At 52.5% G+C, this 18,476-nt stretch carries 20 protein-coding genes; 2 read left to right on the top strand and 18 right to left on the bottom strand.

Annotated elements, in window-relative coordinates:
- Positions 1–165: 165 nt before the first annotated feature.
- Positions 166–513 (top strand): Trp family transcriptional regulator, encoded by a 348-nt coding sequence (locus tag GAP13_RS11010; RefSeq protein WP_158908370.1) that lies wholly within the window; start codon positions 166–168, stop codon positions 511–513.
- Between the two features lie 2 nt (positions 514–515).
- Entirely contained in the window at positions 516–1,100 is a 585-nt protein-coding gene (locus GAP13_RS11005) for a hypothetical protein (RefSeq protein WP_158908369.1), read from the top strand.
- Position 1,101: 1 nt separating this feature from the next.
- Here the strand turns inward: GAP13_RS11005 and GAP13_RS11000 are convergent, their stop codons facing one another.
- From GAP13_RS11000 to GAP13_RS10915, 18 genes are all read right to left on the bottom strand, one after another.
- Positions 1,102–3,381, bottom strand: coding sequence for an FAD-dependent oxidoreductase (locus GAP13_RS11000; RefSeq protein WP_158908368.1), 2,280 nt, complete (start codon positions 3,379–3,381; stop codon positions 1,102–1,104).
- A gap of 12 nt (positions 3,382–3,393) precedes the next feature.
- Positions 3,394–4,563 carry an NADH-quinone oxidoreductase subunit D gene (locus GAP13_RS10995; protein WP_222126207.1) on the bottom strand — a complete coding sequence of 390 codons (1,170 nt, stop codon included), beginning with the start codon at positions 4,561–4,563 and terminating at the stop codon, positions 3,394–3,396.
- On the bottom strand, positions 4,556–5,299 hold the full coding sequence (locus GAP13_RS10990; RefSeq protein ID WP_158908367.1) for an NADH-quinone oxidoreductase subunit C: 744 nt from the start codon (positions 5,297–5,299) through the stop codon (positions 4,556–4,558). The genes GAP13_RS10995 and GAP13_RS10990 overlap by 8 nt, the downstream gene beginning before the upstream one ends.
- A complete protein-coding gene (gene nuoB, locus GAP13_RS10985) occupies positions 5,296–5,883 on the bottom strand; it encodes an NADH-quinone oxidoreductase subunit NuoB (protein ID WP_158908366.1) in 588 nt (195 codons plus the stop codon). The genes GAP13_RS10990 and nuoB overlap by 4 nt, the downstream gene beginning before the upstream one ends.
- A 14-nt stretch (positions 5,884–5,897) precedes the next feature.
- Positions 5,898–6,806 carry a respiratory chain complex I subunit 1 family protein gene (locus GAP13_RS10980; protein WP_158908365.1) on the bottom strand — a complete coding sequence of 303 codons (909 nt, stop codon included), beginning with the start codon at positions 6,804–6,806 and terminating at the stop codon, positions 5,898–5,900.
- Positions 6,803–8,686 carry a proton-conducting transporter transmembrane domain-containing protein gene (locus tag GAP13_RS10975; RefSeq protein ID WP_158908364.1) on the bottom strand — a complete coding sequence of 628 codons (1,884 nt, stop codon included), beginning with the start codon at positions 8,684–8,686 and terminating at the stop codon, positions 6,803–6,805. Before GAP13_RS10975 ends, GAP13_RS10980 begins: the two co-directional genes overlap by 4 nt.
- A 12-nt stretch (positions 8,687–8,698) precedes the next feature.
- Positions 8,699–10,165 (bottom strand): complex I subunit 5 family protein, encoded by a 1,467-nt coding sequence (locus GAP13_RS10970; protein WP_158908363.1) that lies wholly within the window; start codon positions 10,163–10,165, stop codon positions 8,699–8,701.
- Positions 10,159–10,530 carry a sodium:proton antiporter gene (locus GAP13_RS10965; protein ID WP_222126206.1) on the bottom strand — a complete coding sequence of 124 codons (372 nt, stop codon included), beginning with the start codon at positions 10,528–10,530 and terminating at the stop codon, positions 10,159–10,161. Before GAP13_RS10965 ends, GAP13_RS10970 begins: the two co-directional genes overlap by 7 nt.
- Positions 10,527–11,264: a hydrogen gas-evolving membrane-bound hydrogenase subunit E gene (gene mbhE / locus GAP13_RS10960; protein ID WP_158908362.1), complete on the bottom strand. Its 738-nt coding sequence runs from the start codon at positions 11,262–11,264 to the stop codon at positions 10,527–10,529. Before mbhE ends, GAP13_RS10965 begins: the two co-directional genes overlap by 4 nt.
- Entirely contained in the window at positions 11,257–11,580 is a 324-nt protein-coding gene (locus GAP13_RS10955) for a Na(+)/H(+) antiporter subunit B (protein ID WP_158908361.1), read from the bottom strand. The genes mbhE and GAP13_RS10955 overlap by 8 nt, the downstream gene beginning before the upstream one ends.
- 1 nt (position 11,581) lies before the next feature.
- Positions 11,582–11,983: a monovalent cation/H(+) antiporter subunit G gene (mnhG, locus tag GAP13_RS10950; protein ID WP_158908360.1), complete on the bottom strand. Its 402-nt coding sequence runs from the start codon at positions 11,981–11,983 to the stop codon at positions 11,582–11,584.
- Positions 11,980–12,231 carry an MrpF/PhaF family protein gene (locus GAP13_RS10945; protein WP_158908359.1) on the bottom strand — a complete coding sequence of 84 codons (252 nt, stop codon included), beginning with the start codon at positions 12,229–12,231 and terminating at the stop codon, positions 11,980–11,982. Before GAP13_RS10945 ends, mnhG begins: the two co-directional genes overlap by 4 nt.
- On the bottom strand, positions 12,228–12,725 hold the full coding sequence (locus tag GAP13_RS10940) for a Na+/H+ antiporter subunit E (protein ID WP_158908358.1): 498 nt from the start codon (positions 12,723–12,725) through the stop codon (positions 12,228–12,230). The genes GAP13_RS10945 and GAP13_RS10940 overlap by 4 nt, the downstream gene beginning before the upstream one ends.
- 140 nt (positions 12,726–12,865) lie before the next feature.
- On the bottom strand, positions 12,866–13,846 hold the full coding sequence (locus GAP13_RS10935) for a dihydroorotate dehydrogenase-like protein (protein ID WP_158908357.1): 981 nt from the start codon (positions 13,844–13,846) through the stop codon (positions 12,866–12,868).
- Between the two features lie 224 nt (positions 13,847–14,070).
- The gene (locus tag GAP13_RS10930) at positions 14,071–15,075 is read right to left on the bottom strand and encodes an ABC transporter ATP-binding protein (RefSeq protein WP_158908356.1); all 1,005 of its coding nucleotides are present in this window, start codon (positions 15,073–15,075) and stop codon (positions 14,071–14,073) included.
- Entirely contained in the window at positions 15,068–16,060 is a 993-nt protein-coding gene (locus GAP13_RS10925; RefSeq protein ID WP_158908355.1) for an ABC transporter ATP-binding protein, read from the bottom strand. Before GAP13_RS10925 ends, GAP13_RS10930 begins: the two co-directional genes overlap by 8 nt.
- A 12-nt stretch (positions 16,061–16,072) precedes the next feature.
- Positions 16,073–17,317 carry an ABC transporter permease gene (locus tag GAP13_RS10920; protein WP_241864349.1) on the bottom strand — a complete coding sequence of 415 codons (1,245 nt, stop codon included), beginning with the start codon at positions 17,315–17,317 and terminating at the stop codon, positions 16,073–16,075.
- Positions 17,318–17,327: 10 nt separating this feature from the next.
- Positions 17,328–18,254 carry an ABC transporter permease gene (locus tag GAP13_RS10915; RefSeq protein ID WP_158908354.1) on the bottom strand — a complete coding sequence of 309 codons (927 nt, stop codon included), beginning with the start codon at positions 18,252–18,254 and terminating at the stop codon, positions 17,328–17,330.
- Positions 18,255–18,476 lie beyond the last annotated feature (222 nt).

Genomic DNA, 18,476 nt, shown 5'->3' with positions numbered 1-18,476 from the left:
GCGATGGAGCGCGCCTTCGAGCGCAATCTGCAAGCTCCGCTCCGAAGGTAGGTTGCGAGCAGAATTGTGAGCCCGGGGATCCGCGCCTGTGGGCGCTTCCGGGCGCTCCCGGGCCGCTTTTTCATTTTTTGACCTGCCTGGCTTTTCATGATATAATGAACATATATGTCTAGAAATCCTGAACTTATGCGCGAGTCCATCGCCGAGATGGCGAGTGCGCTCGAAGGCGCTGACTCCGCCCTCATAGAGCAATTTTTCTACTCTTTATTCACTGTTGCAGAAGCAGATGAAATCGCCAAACGGTGGGCGCTCGTCAAAGAGCTTGCAAAGGGCACCCCCCAGCGCAAAATCGCTGAAAACCTCGGACTTTCTCTCTGCAAAATAACGCGTGGCTCGCGCGAGCTCAAAAAACCCGGCTCTCCATTCCGGCAATTGCTCGACAGGCTCGCATCTCTTACTGCTACCGCGGCCGATCAAAACGCACAGCCCGACCCCAGCCCCCCCAAGGAATAGCAATGGAAATTCCGCTCAGACTTGTTGCACGCAAAGATGGATCGCTCTTCTACGGAATTTCGCTTTCATTCCGGCTTGTAATGGGAGGCATGCTCATTCTTCTGGGAGCAGCGATTGTGCTCGAGGAATTCCGCGCGGGCCCTATCGGCTGGATCGCAATATTCCTGCTTCTTTTAGGCGTCATTTACAAAGAAGACTGGCTTTTCGACGTGAATACCAAAACCGTCAGCGGGCTTGTCGGCTTTTATCCCATGCTCAAGAAAACCCAGCTTACCTTTGAGGAAATCGGCTATATTCAGCTCGCCGCATTCTCGAAAGGAACAGTGCCCGGCAGCAAGGAAGAAGAGAGCTCGAACCGCGATGCTTTCGAATCCATGCGGGGTAAAGACTCCCGTGAGGGCTTCAAGAGCAGTTTTGATTTTGCCCGCCGCAAAAAACTCTATATCGCACTGCTCCTCATCACAAAAAATGAGGAGCATTATCTGCTCGACATGACCCCCGCACGCCGCGCTATTCGCCTCGCGCAAGCCGGCAAGGCGCTCGCCGCGCTCATCGGGTGTTCCTTCCTGGACAACATTGCTGAATAAATTACAGCGCTTCCACCTTTTCAACCGCTTTTCGTTGAGCTTCTCGGAGCGATTCAATAATAAATTCGAATTCTTTGTGCCCCGACAGATAGAAGATGTCGTTATACAGCTCAAAACCCTTCTGTTCACGCAGGGCGAGGAACGCCACTAGATCTCCTTCAGAGAAGGGTGCGCCTCCCGGTGTCCCTGGAAGTGGAGCCAAGTTCGCGTACCTTGAGAAATCGCGCGCCCGCAGCTCCCGTTTGAGCTCCTGGCGCAAATGGATCCTGAAGTTTTCGTTGCCGAGCAACATCAGCAGTTGCGCCAGATTCCGGTTGTGCTGGTCCAAAAGTTCCTGAAGCACCAGGCCGAGCGCGGCCGCACCCTCGCCAAACTCCGCTTCTTGCAGGTCTTTGTTCTTCAAAAGCGCATCGAGCTGGCGAATTTCCTGCTTCTCGTATTCGCGTGCAATTTTGATGCAGTCATCGATCGTGGTGACATGGTCATCCGGTGTCTGCGCCAGATATTCATCGATCCCGATTGCGGCCTTGTGCCCTACCGCAACCCCGTTGATGACATCCGGGCCCTTGATAATATCGCCCGCGACAAAGAGCCAGCCCAGGCTACTCTGGTAATACGGGGTCACCTTGATGCGCCGCCCGTCATACTCAAGCTTCGTTGCATAGTCGCCGAGATAGCTCATATTCGGGCCCTGCCCGATAGCCTCAACCACCATGTTTCCTTTGTAGATTTCGATATCGTTCTTGTCGAATGCCGGGTTGAAGCGTTTCTGTTCATCAAAGACGCGCGTGCATCGGCTCGTCTTGAGGCCGACAATATTACTGTCTTCGATGAGAACTTCTTCTGGCCCTCGCCCTGGGTGAAACACGATGCCCTCTTCCTCGGCTTCTTCGATTTCCTCCTTGTCCGCGGGCATGATGTCTCGGGTTTCGAGGCTTGTCACAATGAGGTGCACTTCGCCATATTTCTGCTTTTGCAGGCGGGCAAGACTCCGAGCAATATCCATCGCGACATTGCCGCCACCGATGACTACGATCTCTTTTTCAACCGGGAACTCGATTCCCCGCCGAATCCGCGAGAGCAAATCGATCGCCTGGAACACCATTGGGTGATCAGTGCCGGGTACTTTAGTGCTTCTTCCCTCATGAAAACCTGTTGCGATCAGTACTGCATCGAACTGCTGGTGCAGATCCTCAAATTGCACATCTTTGCCAACGCGTGTACCGGTTTTGATAGTAACGCCCAATGACTCAATCAAACCGATATCCTTATCGAGCACTGCATCTGGCAAGCGATACGACGGAATGCCATAGCGCATCATGCCGCCTGCTTTGGGATATGCTTCGAACACCGTCACTTCATACCCCATGAGCGCAAGATAATACGAAGCGCTCAAGCCAGATGGGCCAGAACCGACAATTGCCACCTTCTTGCCGCCCTTTTTGACAATATTCTGGTCGACAAGACTCAAATACTGCTCCTGCGGGATAGCATCCATTGCATACCGCTTGAGCCAGCGAATACTTAAGGGCTTGCCGCGGTTGCCGATACTGCAGGCGGTTTCGCACTTGTGCGTGCAGATGCGGCCGCAGACATCGGACAGCGGATTCGTTTTGTACATCTGCCGACCGGCTTCATGGATGTCATCGTTCCAGATAGCCTCGATGTATTCGGGAATATTCATGTTTGCCGGGCATACGGCAGTGCAAAGTCCGCAGGAAACACAGCGGCTTGCCTCTTTAATCGCTTCTTCTTTGCTGAAGCCTTTTACAATCTCGATGAAGGAATCGCCGCGTTCTTCTGCCGAAAGCTCTTTCATCGGGACGCGATCCAGGTCCAGGAAATTGACCTGCTTATCCGCTGTCCAGCCTTCTTTCGGCGCGGATTCGCCATGAATGCTCTTTTCGTTCGGAAGGATAAAGAAGGAGTTTGCATCCGGCGAAATGTGAATGTATTCGCGCGTCATCTTGAGACTACCGGTTGTACACACATCGACGCAGAGCGCACACCAGCAACAACGTCCGTAGTCGATGGCCGGCCGGTATTGTGTGCGGCCCACTCCTGCTTCCTTGCCTTCCACCGGTACCATGCGGATGGCATCGTTGTCGCAGATTTCGGCGCAGGTCCCACAGCCAATACACTTGTCGAGATCATTGATGTGGAAACCGCGGTATCGGTCGGCGGCAGGCCTCTCGACAAAAGGAACTTTTATGGTATCGGGCTTTTCGCCCAGGTAACGAAGCGCAGTTAGTGGCTTTAAAATACTGCCAGGATTGAACATACTGTTTTCTCCTCACCTATCGACTTCGGGCGGGCAGGCATCGAGGCTGAACATCACTTGCGATGCATCTTCTATTCTGGTGCCAATGAGCAGTTTTTCGAGCACATGGACGCCATGGGTCACGCTCGCGCCCCGGACATGCACTCTATAGGGTCGCACATCGCCATTGGAAACCATGTAGTAGGCATACTCGCCCTTACTGCTCTCGGTACGAACGTACGCATCTCCTGCGGGCACTTTCCATTTGAGCGGATTCGGCTGTTTGTTCCACACAGGGCCAGAGGGCATTTTGTCAAGAACCTGGCGGATGATGCGGATGCTCTCTTCGACTTCCTTCCGGCGGACGAGCATGCGCGCGAGCGCATCACTTTCATGCGCAATAGGAATGTCGAATTCAAGTTCGTTGTAAACTTCATAGGGGTCATCAATGCGCACATCATGCGCAAAACCGGCCGCGCGCAAATTCGGGCCGGTGACGCCCCATTCCATGGCTTTTTCGGGTGGAATCACTCCGATACCCCTGGAACGCTTTCGAATTATGCTGTTTTCAAACAAAAGATTGTCGTACTCTGGCAATTTTGATTCGATATAGAAAAGCGTGTCTTTTACTCGCTGGGCAAAACCCTCGGGCAAATCGCGACGAACTCCACCCGGGATGATATAGATGTGATAAATCCGTGCCCCGGTCAACGCTTCGAACAGCTCCAAAATCCTGTCGCGGTCGGAAATTGACCAGTTCGGCATCGTATAAAGCCCCAGCGTTCCCGCAAAGCCGCCGAATGCGAAGAGGTGACTTGCGATTCTCGAAAGCTCCAGCATCATGACCCGGATAAACTGCGCTCGGCGCGGCACTTCGATATGCGCGATGGCCTCGATTGCGCGGGCGTAATTTTCTTCATTGGGATCGGGATCAGGGACGCAGATCCGCGGGACAATCGCGATATTCTGCATATAGAGGCGCTGTTCCATGAGCTTTTCAAAACCTCGATGGAGATAGCCGGCATCAGTGCGAGCCTGGACAATCGTGTCGCCTTCGAGTGTCAGCTTGAGCGCAAAATTGCCTTCGATGCCAGGATGGTTCGGCCCGATAAACATATTGTATTCTCTGTTTTCGGGCGCGCTTGCCCCCGGATACAGCGTACGCCCATCATTGACAGTGACAATATTCATTTTTTCACTCATGCTGAGCCTCCTTCCACCAACGATCGCTCGATGCGTGTGCTTTGCGACCAGGCATTATTACTTCCTGGGCCTCAGCATCCGGCACAGCATGGTTGGAATGGTAGCCGCCCTGGACTTTGTCATCCCATTCAGGCTCATAATCCTTGAAGTGATACTGTGAATGTGCAAACTCTCTGGTATGAAAATCCTTGCGCATGGGCGGCGGCCCCTGCCAATCGCTCAAGATATATTTCGAAAGATCTTCATTCCCCGGAAAATCAACACCGAACATTTCATGGATGTCGCGCTCAAAGAATTTTGCAGGTTGCCACAGGTCAGTAATGGTTGGCTGTGAAGGGTTCTCTCGGTCAATCGAAATTTTAGCCTGCACCAGAATCCCTTGCTCATAATTCCAGAAATGGTAGACAAGCTCAAAGCGGCCTTCATCGATCCAGTCAACACAGCTGATTGCCGACAAATGTTCGAAACCAAGGGTATTCTTGAGCGTCACCGCGAACCCGTACAATTTATCGGCAGGGATTTCGCCCTGGATCCGCTTCTGTTTTTGCTGAAGAACAACAAAGCCCGGAAAACCGGCAGTCTTTTCGATGCGCGCCCGCATTTCTTCCAAGGACATTTTGTTGCTGACATCGTCTTCGACAAATTGCGCGGCGCCTTCAGATTCGGAGCGCGCATGTTCCGCCGAGCTTGTTGCCTTGTAAAGCCTTGCTGTAACATCAATTACTCTGCGCTTCATTGGCGAGCCTCCAGTATGCCGAACTTCTGGGCATCGGCAGGTATATCCTGATAGCTCTGGATTGGCCCGCCAAAAAGCTCTTCCTGATTTTTGCGATAAAATTCGTAGTTTTCGTAATAATCGCGCCAGCTGTTCGCTTCGCCTTTGCCAACACGGTCGATCAACCAGCTAAAGCCCTTGATGATGGCTTCGGGACGGGGCATGCAACCGGCCAGGTACATTTCAACCGGCAGATACTGATCCAGGCTTTTGATGGTGGAATACGAATCCCAGTACATCCCGCCGTTTATTGTGCAACTTCCGAAGCCGACCACATATTTAGGCGCCTGCATCTGTTCGTATACGAGAATGACCCGCTTCAGCGTTTTGACGCTCAAATAGCCTGTGATGAGCAGAATATCCGCCTGGCGCGGCGTCACCATTGGCATGATGCCAAAACGCTCCATGTCATAACGCGCGGTCATGGTAGGCGGAAGTTCAATGGCTCCACAGCCAGTGCAATAATGAAGCATCCACAGGCTGTTCTTTTTGAGCTTGGCGAGCACCCTGTCCCAAGCCGCTTTTTGCGTTAGTTCTTTTGCCATATTTGAGCCCCTTCTCACGCTATATTGAGCATGATGCCGATTACGCCCAATGCGGCGAGCGGCAAGGAAATTTTCCACATGAATTTCACCGCGGAGTCGACGCGGAACCGCCCGAACACCATATTGACGCTGATGAGTGCGGTCCACAGAACAAAGAGCTTGACAAGATATTCAAGCCAGTTCGAGGCTCCTCCCAGAAACAGATTGATATAGAGTGTCAGTTCGAGCGGAACCGCGATAAGGTGCTGAATGAACATGATGCCGAGATATTTGCCGCCCATTTCGGTCATGGGACCTGTCGCGATTTCGTGCGGCGCCACAATCACCTCAAAGGGCTTTTCGTTCAGCATCCCCTGGAGCGCGATAAGCGCGGCAACTCCAAGTAGAGGATGCGCAATCAAGCCCCAGGCCCAAAAGCCGCCCGCTTGCTGGACGCGAATGATATCGAGCATGGAAGTTGTCTGTTCCTTCATTGCCACGCCGATAAAGGTGAGAATAAATGGCACTTCATAGCCGGCGAGCATTTGCAGAGCCCTGCTTATGCCGATACTGCCATTTGGGTTCGCGGTTTCTCCGACGCCGAGCGCCATGCCGAGCGAAGGGATCAGCAGCAGGTAAGAAATGACAAGAAAATCCCCGAACTGGCTGAAATAGCTGAAACCTGGCACCGGCACAAAATACAAGGTGAGCATGGTGCCGCCGAGCAGCATGAGAATTGCGACATCGTGCATATAGCCATGGCTGACATTCGTTTTCTTGCTCATCAGTTTGATGACATCATAGAAAGGCTGAATCCAGCTTGGCCCGATTCTGCGTTCGACACGGGCCGAGAATTTCCTTTCATAGCCACCCAACAGGACACCGATGCAAAATATAATTAGAGGATAAGCAATTATCCACACCACAATACTGAGTACGCTCATCGCCCGCCTCCCAGCACCAACAAAATGACCACGACTGCCGCTACAACGTATGCTGAGTAGGTAGTGATATTGCCGGTAAAGATTCTGCACACATATTCACTTGTGCCGGAAACAAAGGTGGCTAACGCCTGCTCTGCACGCTTGACAGGCGGCTTGTGCAGTAGCCGTTCGAAAATATGCTCCATGCCCGCATAAAAGTTGTAGTTGTAATTGTAGGGAATCGACTTGTCCAGGAAATGCCCGGCCGCATAGTTGTCGTACTGGCCAATATGTTTGCGCTTGCCGCCTGCAAGATAGATAAGCCAGGAAACAAACAGCCCCCCAATGAAGACAATGTTGATAACCAGCATGTTCAGCTGGCCCATCTCCGCCGCGACACCATGGACCGAATATGCTACGCGCTCAAGCCCCAAGCTTTGCTGAATATCAGCAACGACCGCCAAGACGGTTCCCGGGAAAGCCCCCGTCAACCAGACCACCGCCATCATGAAAATGATTGGGAGGCGCATGCCCCAGCCCACTTCCTTGATATCGTTATAGCGCTCCGGAAGCTGGCCCAGGAACATGTTGTGAATCAGCTTGTACACCGAAAGAATGGTTCCCAGCGTCGCGATAAAAGCCGCCAGCGCGATAAAGGGATGGCCGCTCAGGATGAGGGCGCGGTAGATAAGCCACTTCGATACAAAACCGTTCATGGGCGGAATGCCCGCAAGCCCGATAATGCCGAACAACAAGCCGAGATAGGCGACAGGCTGTTTCTTGATAAGCCCCCCCAGCTTGTTCAGATTCGTTGTTCCCGTCCGGTATTCAACCGCCGCAATGCTGAACAGAATCAGGCTGACATAGGTCATGTGGTTGAATACATGGAACAAGCCGCCTGCAATTCCCAGGGTCGTGGAGCTTGCGATGCCTACAATCATGTAGCCGCCCTGGCCTATCGAGTGCCAGGTCATCAGTTCCTTTGCGTCATGCTGGAAAAGCGCGGTAAAGGTCGGCACCACCATGGTAAACGCGCCGATAATCATGAGCACTTCGTTCGCACTCACATATTTGTTTGCAGTGACAAGATTCAGTGCGGTCAATCCGAACCCTGCAAACAGAAACATGGTCATGCCATAGATGCCAATTCGTGTCGAAATTGCGGCTAGATATGCGGAAATGCCTGTTTCGGCATTCGCGTATGCGGAAGGTAACCACCAGTGGACCGGATAGGCCGCCGCTTCAATCAGCATCGGGACCAGAACAAGAAGCATGGCGACGATGATGCGCCCGGCGCCAAAGCCGGAAAACGCCTTCTGTATTGTCCTGAAATCGAAGCTCCCCACATTGAAGTACACATACAGGAGCCCAGCCAACAGAATCATGCCCGCAGTAACTGCATAGACCAGATACCCTGCCCCGGCGCGTTTTGCCTTTTCATGCCCTTGCTGTAATAGGAAATAGGTGCACCACGACATCACTTCCCACATTATGAAGAAGGTGAGCATGTCAGCCGAAAGCAAGACTCCCAGCATTCCAAATGTTTTAGAGAAAAGCCAGATATAATAAAAAGGATAGCGGCCGTCATCGCGAAGCCCCTGAAGACTAAACAGCACTGTCACCAGGCTGATGCCCGCGACCATCGCGACAAAATACCAGGAAAGCTGGGTAAGACCGAAATTCAGCCACAGGCCAAAGAGGGGAATGCCGAGATAGCCCGTCCCAATTTCGCTCTTCGCCAAAAAGGCAAAAACAAAGAGAGCAGCAAATCCTATCCCCGCGATAATTTTCTGCACCGCGCCGGACGCACGGGCCTTGCTTGATGCAGGTACAATCCAGGCGGCCGCAAGGCTTGTCAAAAACCCGGCAAGGGGTAGTATCAAAAGCATTGAAGTTAACATTCTGGCTCCTCCCTAGATTGTTGCCAGCACGGCGGCCATCGGCTGAAGTAGTCTGTCAAACGACGGAATCATGAAGCCTCCCACGAGCACCAGCAACACAAAACCAGCAACCGCAATCCACGCGAAGGCCGGCAAGTCTCCGCTGGCGGCGCCGCTGGCAGCCACTTCTGCATTCGCCCCATACAGCGTCCTGACAATGCGGAACAGATAGATCGATTCAATCACCGTGGCAAAAAGAATGACTACAATGCCCGCATACCCGATCGCCGAATGCGCGGCGGCCGCCGCCTCGACAATCCTAAGTTTTGTAAAGAATCCAAACAGGGGCGGCATGCCCACAAGCGAAAGCGCCGCGATCGCAAAGAATGCCCCTGCCGCCGGCATTTTCCTGCCCAAGCCCCGGTATGCTTCGATTTCGTGACTGCCGGTTCTCACAATGAAATAGCCTGAAACCAGGAAGAGCGCGCTTTTTGCGCCTGCATGCATGAGAAGTTGTCCCAGCCCCGCCCATTTCCCGATTTCCGAGCCGAGGGTAAACGCAAACAGCATCATGCTCACCTGTCCGATACTGGAAAACGCCAAGGCACGCTTGAGTTCTTTCTGCCCAAGCGCCGCCATTTCACCCACCAGGATACCGGCCAAAGCCAGAACGGCAAGCACCGACAGCATGGCGCCTGAGAACACATTCAGCGAAAGCCGAACCAGCACCACCAGCGCCACTTCAATGACAAACCCCGACAGCACCGCGCTTATCGAGCTCGGAGCGCTCGAGTGAGCATCAGGAAGCCAGGTGTTCAGGGGGAAAACCGCCGCCTCGATGCCAAAGCCAAGCACAAACAGCACAGAGACCAGTGTCGCATACGAATTCGGCGCCGCTGCAAGGGCCTTTGCGATATCGGCCATGGCAAGGCTCCCCGAAAGTCGGTAACTCAGCCCGATCGCCACAAGCATGAAGGCCGAACCAATCGAGCCTAAGACCATGTATTTGAAGCCTGCTTCCAGAGCCCGCTCCTCCTGGCTGTAAGCGACCAATAAATAGGAAGAAATGCATAAGATTTCAAAAAACACGAAAAGGTTGAAAATATCCTTGGTCATGACGAGGCCGAATGCGCCCGCAAGCAGCAGCAAGAAAATCGCATAATAACGGACTTCGGCTTTTTCTTTTCCTTTGAATTCTCCCGCGTGAGGGATGTAGGGGAATGAGTACAGAAGGACGAGCAGACCGCTCACTGCAATCAGCAACGCGAATCCGGCTGATACCGCATCGAGGCCAAAGGCAATCCCGAGTGGCGGCAGGACATCGGCGAGAACAATGACAAAAGGCTCGGAAATCGCCGCGGACAGCCAAATGGGCGCCAGAACCGCCAGAAAGGCAACCGTCGCAATCGCCACAATTCTGGCGGCCATTTTTGACCCCAACAGCACAATCAGAAATGCCGCCCCGAGCGGCATGGCAATCAACAGCATCGGGCTTACCATTTGAGCCCCCTCAAATCCGACACCATAACCGTCCCGTTGCGCTCATACAGCCGCATAATCAGCGTCAACGCGACCGCAGTCACGCCGAAACCGATGACGATGGCGGTCAGCACCAGCGCCTGGGGAAGCGGATCCACCATGTTCGAAGCCTGATCTACCAGACTCAATGGAGCGTCGGAAAGATAAATCGGCGCTCTGCCATCGCGGATATAGCCGATTGTTACAAGGAAAATATTCACGCCCAAATCCATGACATCGAGGCTGATGACGACCCGAACAAGATTTTTTCTCGTCAGAACCCCATACAAACCCAGAAGAATAAGAATCATGCTCGTGGAATAGAGCACAGCGCTGACTGAAATCATCGCTTTCCTCCTTGTGCTTCTTTTTCGGCACTCGCATAGTCGCTTCCCGTAAGGCTGGTCACCAGGGTTGAAAGCTCGGCCGCAACCTTGGTTCCAACTGCCGCATAGATGAGCGGGATAATGCCAGCACTGAACAGCATGCCGGGACTGCCCTTGGGGAGGACATTTGCCAGAAAGGAGAAGCGGTCGCTCAAAAGCCCCAGAAGCCCGAGGCCGACAAAGGCCAAACCCGCAAACCCTTCAATCACCGCCATAAGCCGCGTCGAAAGCTCATTTTTCACTCCCGTCATGAGCACCGCATAGACTGCGGTCGCGACAAGCACGCCGCCCGGAAAACCGCCGCCGGGGGAAAGGTGGCCGTGCGCCACAATGTAGACGCCCACAAGCACAATAATCGGCAACACAAGCCGCGCCCCGTTATAGAGAATAAAGCCTCCATCATCCCGAAAAACTTCCTTGAGCCCACGCCCCGCAAACTCGCCTGAAAGGAGCGCAACACCGAGCGCACTCAAAAAGAGCACCGTCACTTCGCCAAGGGTATCGAGGCCCCGGAACTGCACGACAATCGCGGTTACGGTATTCGCCGCGCCGCTCTGAGGTATTGTCTGTTCAATGGCCGCTTGTCCGAGTGTGCGGACAGCCGCCGGATCCTCCGCCCATAAATCGCGCATTACCAGCGAAAAAACAAAAAACGCAAAGCTCGCAATAAGCAGAACGCCGATTACCTTACGCATGGGAGCCTCCTGTTGGCGAGCCGCCATTACTTGCCGGTTCCGAATGCTTCCCGGTCTGCAGGTTGCTGCCATCCTCAAGCGAATCGACCGAATTCGTTCGCTTGAGCACAAGCACGTACACCAGCGTAGTCAAAGCCGAGCCGATAGCCGCTTCAGTGATGGCCACATCAGGCGCTGCAAGCAACAAAAACGTCGCGGACACCAGCAAACTGACGGTCCCGAGCAAAATGACCGCCGAGCCGAGCGAGCGCATAAAAATCGATCCGGCCGCCAAGCCGATCAGCAGGACACTTACTACAATGACCATTGCGACCATTTTATGCCCCCTTGTTGTCTGTCGCTTCAGGCGCCGCACCTGTGATGGTTGCGTCAGCGGCTGCACCTTCAACCATCCCGGCCTCGCCACTCGCCTGAACGCCCCACGCATCGCTCACCGATTTTTCCGAAAGCTTTATCCCGGACAGATAGGCACTTCGTCCAATCGTGTTGGATGCGATCGGATTTGCGAGCACAATGAATACCACAAGAAGCACGGCCTTCCCCGCAGCTCCAGGGAGAAGGAAAATCGCGCTCAAGCCAATGGACATCGCGCCAAGCGTGCTCGCCTTGGTTCCAGTCTGAAGGCGGTTATAGACATCGGGCATGCGCACAAGGCCCAGCGAGCCGAGAAACAGAAAAATGCCCCCAATCAGCATAAGGATTTCGCCGACAACCGTCATTTCGATACCCTCATAAAAAAGCGCGCAATGGTCACTGTGCCGAGAAATCCCACAATTCCATACACAAGCGCCACATCCATATAGCTTGTGGTCTGTACAATCTCCGCGAGCACCAAAAGAAATGCCATGCCAATAACTGAAAGCGTATCAGATGCGACAAGCCTGTCAAAAAGGCTAGGCCCTTTGATAAGCCTGAACACAGTGAGCACCGCGGAAAGGCCAATCAAAATCAACGAAATGGTTATCATTCAACCACCCCCTTCAATCCTTGCTCGAACACCGCCACAATCGCCTTTGAGGCGCTTTCAACATCGTTGCCCTTCACATCAATCCAATGAATGAAGATTTCGTCATCTTGCACATTGAGCGACAGGGTGCCGGGAGTGAGCGTAATGGAACTGGTGAGCATGACTTTCGCTAAGGGACTTTTCAGGCCTGTCTTCACTTTGACAATACCAGGATTGATAGGGAGGCTTGGTGACAACACGCGCTTTGCAACATCGATATTGGCGAGTATCAATTGCCAGATGAAAATGAATATATATGCCACCATGGAAAAAAGAGGCGTGATACCCGGCCTGATGCCTTCCAACAATGGATACACCGGCCGCATGAACAGGGTCAGCACAAGAACAAGTGCAGCCCCTGTCAACAACTCTTGCGGCTGAACGCTCCAGGTGATCAGCACCCACACCAGAAACAAGCCAATAAACAAAATGACCGCCTCCCTGCCGTGCTTCATCTCAAGCTCCTTGTAAGCAAGTTATTTTAATAAAAATAATTAAACTTTTAGTGTCCCGATTGTTGCGATTATAGCGATCCTGGCGCCTTGAGCGATTTCGGCGCCCTCGCCCCGAAGATTTTCGGGTCCCTATTGAGGAATCAATTGCCGGCGCCATCTCTTCTCTCCTGCAATTCGCCATAGTATTTCATGTATTGGACACGCTCGTAGGTTTCAGGCGCGCTGGACAGCTCCTGACTCAAGAGTCCCCTGAAGGCTTCAATTGTTTCAAAACCATGCGCATCCATCCAGGACTCAAGCCGCGCCTTCATCTGCGCAATGACCTCTGGCGAATTCCGGTACAGGCTTGAAACCACCTCTGTCCCTGCAGCGCCGGCGAGCAGCATTTTCACCACATCATCGCCATTGTGGATGCCTGTAGAAGCAAAAATCGGCGCGTGTACCTTGCCGAACAGCATGCTGATCCATCGGAGGGGAACGGACATTTCTTCGCGACTGCTGAAATACGCTCCCTGCTTGAGCGACAGCTTTTCAATATCAAAATCGATTGAATACGGTCGGTTAAATAGAACAAGTGCATCCGCACCGGCTCTTTCGATCTCGCTCACCACTGCGGACACGTCGGAGAAGTAGTAGCCGATCTTGGCAATGAGGGGAATGTTAATTTTGTCTTTTACTGCGCGGACAATTGAACCGGGGTCGCTATTTCGGAAGCCGAATATATTGAGCTGAAGCGCATCAGCGCCCGCAGACCGGATTTCCGAAGCAAATTCTGTCCATTCGCCACCGGAAACACAATTTATGCTGGCAATGACCGGTACGCTGACTTCATGCTTTGCATCGCGAATCAGCGCCAGATATTCAGACAAGCTGTGCTTTTTTTCGTAATAGCCGATGTAGTCGTCGATTTCTTCCTGACCGTAGATGACACCGCCCTTGCTTGCTTCGCGGCGAGCTTCCATCAAGATCTGTTCTTCGAAGAGCGACTTAAGGACAATGCCGCCTATACCATTACGAGCCAGCTCTTTGATTGATTTTATATTTCCAGTAAGACCGGAGCTGCCAGCAATGACAGGATTCGGGAAAACCAGACCAAACCGTGAAACCTGGAGCGACACCATACCTGTACCTCCCCGATGATCTACGAAAATTATATCATATTATATAAAATTGACAATATATAAATATATAAATAATTTGATATTTATATATTTTTGACAATCGCTCAAAACACATGCAGAAATGAAATGGGGCTGCCCGAAGGCAGCCCCATATTCAGCAGCATCTCAACAATACTGCACGCGGCGTTCTGCTGAAGCCCGTGCGCCGTACGCTTCCGGCTATTTCACTCCGGCTTGTGATAGAGGAAGCATGAAACCTCGTGGCCAGGGCTTGCTTCCTTGAGCATCGGCCGCGCCTGTTTGCAAATATCCATGTGCTTCGAACAGCGGTCGTAGAAATTGCAGCCAGGCCTCTGCTTGTCCGGCGACGGCACATCGCCCGTCAGGATGATGCGCTTGCGCTTCGCCTCGATTTTGGGATCGGGAATCGGCGCCGCTGACAGGAGTGCCTGTGTGTACGGGTGCAGAGGATTCTTGTACAGGTCAGCTGCATTCGCAATCTCGACAATAAGCCCCAAATACATGACCGCCACACGGTTCGAAATGTATTTGATAACCGAAAGATCATGCGCTATAAAGAGATACGTCAGTCCGAACTCGTCCTGCAAATCTTTGAACAGATTGAGAATCTGCGACTGGATCGACACATCGAGCGCAGAAACCGGCTCGTCGCAGAGAATGAGCTCAGGATTGAGCGCCAGCGCGCGTGCGATGCCGATACGCTGGCGCTGCCCGCCCGAAAACTCATGCGGATAGCGGTTTTTGAAAAAGCGCGAAAGCCCAACTTTTTCCATAAGGTGCTCGACGCGATCGTTGCGCTCTTCGGTGCTCATGTCGATGAGCCCGCGTTTCTGGAATATACGAATCGGTTCGGCGATGATATCGCCGGCAGTCATGCGTGGGTTGAGCGACGCATAGGGATCCTGAAAGACCATCTGCATGTTCTTGCGCGCTTCGATCATTTCCTGGGGAGGCAGCTTGGTCAGGTCTTTGCCATTTAGGATGACTTCACCCGCGGTAGGCTTGTAGAGCTGGGCAATTGCTCGCGCGGTCGTCGACTTGCCGCAGCCGGATTCTCCGACAAGGCCGAGCGTCTCGCCCTTGCGGACCTGAAAATCTATTCCATCGACAGCATAGATAAAATTCTTGGCTTTTGAGAAAAAGCTTGCTTTTATAGGGAAATGCATCTTGAGGCCGCGGACATCGAGCAAAACTTTATGATCAGGCATTCTGGGCCTCCTTCGCGTACAGCCAGCATGAAGCGCTCTGACCATTTTCGAACGATACCGAGGGCGGGTACTTCTTCTTGCAGATATCCATCGCCTTTTCGCAGCGAGGGAAGAATGGGCAGCAATCCGGCAGATCTATTACGTTGGGTGGCTGGCCGGGTATCGAATACAAGCGCCCCTTTGTCTCCTGATCGAGGCGTGGTACCGAATGAATGAGACCCACGGTATAGGGATGCTTCGGCGACTCGAAGATTTCTTCAGTGCGGCCTCGCTCAACGATCCGTCCCGCATACATGACGCAGATCGTATCGCACATACCGGCAACCACTCCGAGAGAGTGCGTAATCATGATAACCGCAGTCCCGAGCTTGCGGGTTAGTTCCTGCATAAGCTCAAGAATCTGTGCCTGGATAGTGACATCGAGTGCACTGGTCGGCTCGTCAGCAATGAGGATTTCCGGGTTGCACGAAAGGGCCATAGCGATCATTACGCGCTGGCGCATTCCGCCAGAAAACTGGTGCGGGTATTGATCAATGCGTTTTTCCGGTGCAGGGATGCCAGCAAGCTTGAGCATTTCGATGGCCTTTGCCTTGGCTGCTTTTTTGTCCAAACCCTGATGGAGCTCGATTGTCTCGACCATCTGCGTCGAAATCCGCAAGAATGGATTGAGCGAGGTCATCGGATCCTGGAAAATCATGGATATCTTGTTGCCGCGGATGTCGCGGATTTCGTGCGGCGGCATCTTGAGCAAGTCTTTGCCATGGAACAAAACCTGTCCGCCCGCAATTTTCCCTGGAGGTACTGGGATGAGATTGATAATTGACAGGTTTGTAACACTCTTGCCGGAGCCCGATTCGCCGACAATTCCTAATGTTTCACCGCGATGGAGCTGAAAATCCACCCCATCGACGGCTTTTACCAAACCCTCATCCACCATAAAATATGTTTTCAAGTCTTTTACTTCAAGAATTACTTCGTCAGTCATTTCGGCTCCTTATCAGGTCCGGTTCTTGCTCTGCGGATCGAGGGCATCTCGCAGACCATCACCGAGGAAGTTCATGCAGAACAAGAAAATCGTCATTGCAATACCAGGGCCGAGCAGCTGCCATGCGTACGATTCCATCGCACGGACACCTTCAGATACCAATGTCCCCCATGACGCATCGGGAGCCGAAACGCCAAGGCCGAGGAAGCTTAAAAACGACTCGTTCATGATGAAACTGGGCATCATAAGCGTGGAAAATACAATGATGACACCGAGCGTGTTCGGCAAAAGATGGCGGAAAATAATTCGCCAGGAGCTTGCGCCCATAGAGCGCGCAGCTTCCACGAATTCGGAATTTTTAAGGCTTATAATCTGCCCGCGTACCACGCGCGAAATCGTGAGCCATGAAACAAGCGCGATTGCAACAAACAGCACAACAAAGCTGCCTCGCGCCTTCTCTCCGATCATCGCCATGATAATGATGACAATGAGCATGTAAGGCAGGCCATACATGATATCGACAAAGCGCATAAGAAGATTGTCGAGCCAGCCTCCGACATAGCCGGAAATTGCGCCGATAAGGATACCGACGAGTGCCGCAGTCAGCGTTCCGACAATCCCGATAGCGATTGAAATGCGTCCGCCATAGATAATGCGCGCAAACATATCGCGGCCGAGGTCGTCGGTCCCCAAAATGTACACTAATTTATAATCGGGGTTGGTATCGAGCTCTGCTTTGACTTTTTCGAGCGTCTCTTTCTGGCTTATGAGCTCGCGCACAACAGGGTCGGTAGTGTTTCCCGAAAAGCCCTCGCCCTGATAAGTAAAGGTAAATGCGCTCGTATCGCCCTGATCACTCGGCGTCGCCTCCGCTGCAGACTCTGGTTGCGTTTGGTCGGTTGCGCCAAAATTGAAAAAGGATCCAAAAGCACTCTGCTCTTCCGCTTTTTCCTTTACGCGCTGCTCAAGACTTGCGATTCGCGCTTCAATTTTCTTTACGACAAGCTCACCTGCCGGCTTAAGCGATGGCGGGAGACTTGCATTTGTTATGACCTGTTTGCGGTAATCGATGAGGACCCCTGCACTTGTCAAAATCGGCGCAAAAAGGCTTATTAGTATATAGATACTTACAATAAATAGACTTATAAGTGCCATCTTGTTCTTGCGCAAGCGCTTCCATGCATCTGCCCAAAGGGAGACGGGCTTCATGACCTGGTTGAATTCGTTGACAGCCTGTTGCAGTTTTTTATTTGCCATGCGCCACCCCCTATTTGTAAGAAATCCTCGGATCGAGGAGGCCATAGATCAAATCGACCACGAGGTTGGCAATGATGAGGATTATGGAATAGACAACTACTTCCGCCATGATGAGCGTATAATCGCGGTTGAGCGCCGACTGCACGAATGGACGGCCAATGCCCGGTACAAGGAACACTGATTCGATGACGATCGATCCGACAACAATGCCCGAAAATGCAGGCCCCAGGTACGTCACGACAGGGAGAAGCGCGCCTTTCAGCACATGCTTCCAGACCACTACCGATTCCTTAAGCCCTTTTGCCCGCGCCGTGCGAATGTAGTCAGAACGCAGTACTTCCAGAATGCTGGCTCGCGAAAGCCGCGCAATATAGGCAAAATAAGGGAAAGAAAGCGTCAATGCAGGCAAAATGACGGCCTTGAGACCATGGGTGGATATCCACTGCCCGATTGGCAAGATTTTCAGCTTCATGCCAAATATTAGCTGCAGAACAGGTCCCATAACAAAAAGTGGCACCGATATGCCGATAACCGCAATCGAAACTGCAACATAATCCTGCCACTTGTTCTGCTTGAGCGCGGAAATTATGCCAACCGCTACACCTCCAACAGCTGCAAGTACCAAAGAAATCACACCAAGCGACATGGAAACAGGCAGGCCGCGATCGATAATCTCATTTACCGTGAGATCTCTGTAGCGATATGAGGGGCCAAAATCCCAGCGGACAATATCGCCCATATAGCGCAGATACTGCTTGAACAACGGTTCATCCATATGATACCGCTTCATGAGATTCTGAAGAATCGCTTCGGGCACTTCACGTTCGCGAGCAAAGGGACCGCCGGGGGCGAGCCTGATCAGAAAAAAACTCAGCGTGATCACAATAAAGAGCGTCGGAATGAGACTCAACGCTCTCCGAATGAAATATCGTGCCATTCGGAATCACTCCTTTCCTGGACGCAAACTACCCCTTGAAAAAAGAACAGGGATGCTTGTGCGTGACCGGAATTTCAAAATCTGAGAAGATATTTCTCAGGCTAAAATATTATACATCATCTTGACGATTTCATCTACGGAGAAAATGCAATGCGCGGCTCAGCAAAACTGCTCCATGACATCTTGTCATCTCATAAAAGAGGCTGCCCTTTCGGACAGCCT

Source organism: Rectinema subterraneum (assembly GCA_009768935.1).
GTDB classification, from domain to species: Bacteria; Spirochaetota; Spirochaetia; order Treponematales; family Rectinemataceae; genus Rectinema; species Rectinema subterraneum.
This window is presented reverse-complemented; position numbering and strand designations above follow the sequence as displayed.

Excerpts from the sequence above, each read along its gene's own strand:
- GAP13_RS11010 (WP_158908370.1), top strand. The coding sequence starts at position 166 with ATGTCTAGAAATCCTGAACTTATGCGCGAGTCCATCGCCGAGATGGCG.
- GAP13_RS11005 (WP_158908369.1), top strand. The coding sequence starts at position 516 with ATGGAAATTCCGCTCAGACTTGTTGCACGCAAAGATGGATCGCTCTTC.
- GAP13_RS11000 (WP_158908368.1), bottom strand. The coding sequence starts at position 3,381 with ATGTTCAATCCTGGCAGTATTTTAAAGCCACTAACTGCGCTTCGTTAC.
- GAP13_RS10995 (WP_222126207.1), bottom strand. The coding sequence starts at position 4,563 with ATGAGTGAAAAAATGAATATTGTCACTGTCAATGATGGGCGTACGCTG.
- GAP13_RS10990 (WP_158908367.1), bottom strand. The coding sequence starts at position 5,299 with ATGAAGCGCAGAGTAATTGATGTTACAGCAAGGCTTTACAAGGCAACA.
- nuoB (WP_158908366.1), bottom strand. The coding sequence starts at position 5,883 with ATGGCAAAAGAACTAACGCAAAAAGCGGCTTGGGACAGGGTGCTCGCC.
- GAP13_RS10980 (WP_158908365.1), bottom strand. The coding sequence starts at position 6,806 with ATGAGCGTACTCAGTATTGTGGTGTGGATAATTGCTTATCCTCTAATT.
- GAP13_RS10975 (WP_158908364.1), bottom strand. The coding sequence starts at position 8,686 with ATGTTAACTTCAATGCTTTTGATACTACCCCTTGCCGGGTTTTTGACA.
- GAP13_RS10970 (WP_158908363.1), bottom strand. The coding sequence starts at position 10,165 with ATGGTAAGCCCGATGCTGTTGATTGCCATGCCGCTCGGGGCGGCATTT.
- GAP13_RS10965 (WP_222126206.1), bottom strand. The coding sequence starts at position 10,530 with ATGATTTCAGTCAGCGCTGTGCTCTATTCCACGAGCATGATTCTTATT.
- mbhE (WP_158908362.1), bottom strand. The coding sequence starts at position 11,264 with ATGCGTAAGGTAATCGGCGTTCTGCTTATTGCGAGCTTTGCGTTTTTT.
- GAP13_RS10955 (WP_158908361.1), bottom strand. The coding sequence starts at position 11,580 with ATGGTCGCAATGGTCATTGTAGTAAGTGTCCTGCTGATCGGCTTGGCG.
- mnhG (WP_158908360.1), bottom strand. The coding sequence starts at position 11,983 with ATGACGGTTGTCGGCGAAATCCTTATGCTGATTGGGGGCATTTTTCTG.
- GAP13_RS10945 (WP_158908359.1), bottom strand. The coding sequence starts at position 12,231 with ATGATAACCATTTCGTTGATTTTGATTGGCCTTTCCGCGGTGCTCACT.
- GAP13_RS10940 (WP_158908358.1), bottom strand. The coding sequence starts at position 12,725 with ATGAAGCACGGCAGGGAGGCGGTCATTTTGTTTATTGGCTTGTTTCTG.
- GAP13_RS10935 (WP_158908357.1), bottom strand. The coding sequence starts at position 13,846 with ATGGTGTCGCTCCAGGTTTCACGGTTTGGTCTGGTTTTCCCGAATCCT.
- GAP13_RS10930 (WP_158908356.1), bottom strand. The coding sequence starts at position 15,075 with ATGCCTGATCATAAAGTTTTGCTCGATGTCCGCGGCCTCAAGATGCAT.
- GAP13_RS10925 (WP_158908355.1), bottom strand. The coding sequence starts at position 16,060 with ATGACTGACGAAGTAATTCTTGAAGTAAAAGACTTGAAAACATATTTT.
- GAP13_RS10920 (WP_241864349.1), bottom strand. The coding sequence starts at position 17,317 with ATGGCAAATAAAAAACTGCAACAGGCTGTCAACGAATTCAACCAGGTC.
- GAP13_RS10915 (WP_158908354.1), bottom strand. The coding sequence starts at position 18,254 with ATGGCACGATATTTCATTCGGAGAGCGTTGAGTCTCATTCCGACGCTC.